Origin of the sequence: Salipiger mangrovisoli (assembly GCF_015223355.1) — a bacterium.
In the GTDB taxonomy this organism is placed as follows: Bacteria; Pseudomonadota; Alphaproteobacteria; order Rhodobacterales; family Rhodobacteraceae; genus Salipiger; species Salipiger mangrovisoli.
This window is the reverse complement of record NZ_JADFFK010000077.1, coordinates 1-2,435: the sequence shown is the minus strand read 5'-3', so window position 1 is coordinate 2,435 and position 2,435 is coordinate 1. Positions and strand designations below refer to the sequence as shown.

Annotated in this window: 2 protein-coding genes; one reads left to right on the top strand and one right to left on the bottom strand. The window is 65.8% G+C overall.

Annotated features, from left to right (window positions below; translation table 11 throughout):
* On the top strand, window positions 1-102 hold a 102-nt coding region (locus tag IQ782_RS30260), incomplete at its 5' end, for a helix-turn-helix domain-containing protein (protein WP_194135485.1).
* A gap of 78 nt (window positions 103-180) precedes the next feature.
* On the opposite strand, the gene IQ782_RS29450 is transcribed toward IQ782_RS30260, so the two are convergent.
* Window positions 181-1,764, bottom strand: a complete 1,584-nt coding sequence (locus IQ782_RS29450) for a BCCT family transporter (protein WP_194138216.1) — start codon at window positions 1,762-1,764, stop codon at window positions 181-183.
* Window positions 1,765-2,435: the final 671 nt, after the last annotated feature.

Here is a 2,435-nt window from a genome sequence, read left to right as displayed (position 1 = left end):
GATTGCGGCTTCTGCGACTCGTCGCACCTGAGCCGCATGTTCCGCCGCCGCTTCGGCTGCACCCCGCAGGCGCTGCGCCAGGAACACGGGCCGGCGGCCTGATCCCGGGCGCCCCTTCTCTGCAACAAAAGCGCCGCGGAGGGGGCTCCGCGGCGCTTCCGTCTGTCTAGGACGCGTGTTTCAGCGCGGCTCGCTCGCCAGCCCCCGCCAGATCGCGACGCACATCACCAGCAGCACGATGGTGAAGGGCAGGCCGGTCGAGATCACCATCGATTGCAGCGATTTCAGCCCGCCCGCCGAGAGCAGCAGGACCACCGCGACAACGCCTTCGAAGACGCACCAGAACACCCGCTGCGGCACCGGCGCATCGACCTTGCCGCCCGAGGTGATCGTGTCGATCACCAGCGAGCCCGAGTCGGACGACGTGACGAAAAAGACGATGACCAGCACGATGCCGACAAGGGAGGTGATCTCGGTCAGCGGCATGTCGTCGAGCATGGCGAAGAGCTGCAGCGGCAGATCGGCCTCCTGCACGGCGGTGTAGCTTTCCTGAACGACCTGGCTGATCGCCGCGCCGCCGAAGATCGACATCCAGACCACGCAGACGAGGCTGGGGATCAGGAGCACGCTGATGAGGAACTCGCGCACGGTGCGGCCGCGGCTGACGCGGGCGATGAACATGCCGACGAAGGGCGACCAGCTGATCCACCACGCCCAGTAGAACGAGGTCCAGCCCTGCATGAAGTTGACGTCCTCGCGGCCGACGGGGTTGGACAGCGCGGGCAGGTACTCGAGGTAGGCCAGCAGGTAGTCGCCGGTGTTGGTGAGCAGCAGCAGCGTCGGTCCGGCGCAGAGCACGAAGAGCAGCAGCAGCAGGGCGAGGCCCATGTTGATCTCGGAGAGCAGCTTCACCCCGGCTTCGAGACCGCGCATCACCGAGAAGAGCGCGATCGCGGTGATGCCGATGATCAGCACGATCTGCGTCGTCTCGCCCACCGGCACTCCGAAGAGCTTGTTGAAGCCCGCGTTGGCCTGTGCCGCGCCGAGGCCGAGCGAGGTTGCAAGCCCGAAGAGCGTGGCGAAGACCGCGAGGATGTCGATGACATGACCCGGCCAGCCCCAGACCTTCTCGCCGAAGATCGGGTAGAAGGCGGAGCGGATCGTCAGCGGCAGGCCCTTGTTGTAGCTGAACAGCGCGAGGCTGAGGCCGACCACCGCGTAGATCGCCCAGGGGTGCAGCGCCCAGTGGAAGATCGAGGCCGCCATGCCGAGGCGCACCGCCTCTGCCTGGCTTGCCGCGGCGCCGAGCGGCGCCCAGTCGGTGCGCGCGCCGGCCTCGCCCATCGCCGTGCCGCCGAGCGACGAGCCGAAATGGCTGAGCGGTTCGGAGACGCCGTAGAACATCAGGCCGATGCCCATGCCGGCGGCAAAGAGCATGGAGAACCAGCTCAGGTAGCCGAAGTCGGGCCGCGCCTCGCGCCCGCCGAGCCGCACCTTGCCGTAGGGGCTGATGACCAGCACGAGGCAGAGCAAAACGAAGACATCGGCGGCCCCGAGGAACAGCCAGTCAAAGCCCGTGGTGACCTCGGTGAAGAGCGTGCTGAAGAGGGTTCCCGCGAGCTCGGGCAGGGCGAGGGTGAAGACCACGAAGGCGATGACGGCAAAGGCCGAGATCGCGAAGACCGGGTTGTGCACGTCGAAATAGATCGGGCCGACCGACCCTTCGATATTGTCGCGGCCGATCGTGTAGTCGGTCTGGATCACGCTTTCGGCGGGTGGGGACCCTAGGTCCGCTGCCGTGTCATCGGTGTCGGTGGGATAGGTCAAATGAGGCGTCCTCTGCTGGTAAGGAGCCCTTCGCCATTGTGTGTCCGGAGACCTCTGCCCGTCTTACTGCGGGAAATCGTACTGTGCCGACGCATCTTGCGCGGCTGGGACCTTTACAGCGGCTCTGAGCCCGGACAGGCGGCAGGCATCTCTGCGATCCGGAGGTTATTCAGCGAAGTGCGCGCCGTGGGCAGAACCGGAACGACAGAGCGCCGGGATCTTCGCGACGCGGCGTGCGGGAACCGAACCGGGGACGCGTTTCCGGGACAGGGGCAATCCGTCCGTTCATGGGTTTTTCGAGGCGAACGACTTAGCTCAACCGTCTCTACTAGAACGATCTTATAGGCGCTTCGCAGCCGGTTCTCTCACCGAAGATCGTGAAAATCAGCGGGCCGTTTTCGCCGGTCGCAGCCGCGCGGGGCAGGCTGGACAAATGCGTCACCGCGGCCGGCGCAAAGATCCGATGCCACTGTCGCATACGCTCACGCGGCGGGTCGCAGGTCTCGCTAGGGATAGCGGATTGCCATTCCAAGCCGGGGCCCGCCAATGACGCGCTTCAACGCCTTTTCCCTCCTCAAGAACGCCGTCACCGGTCACAAGAACTGGAC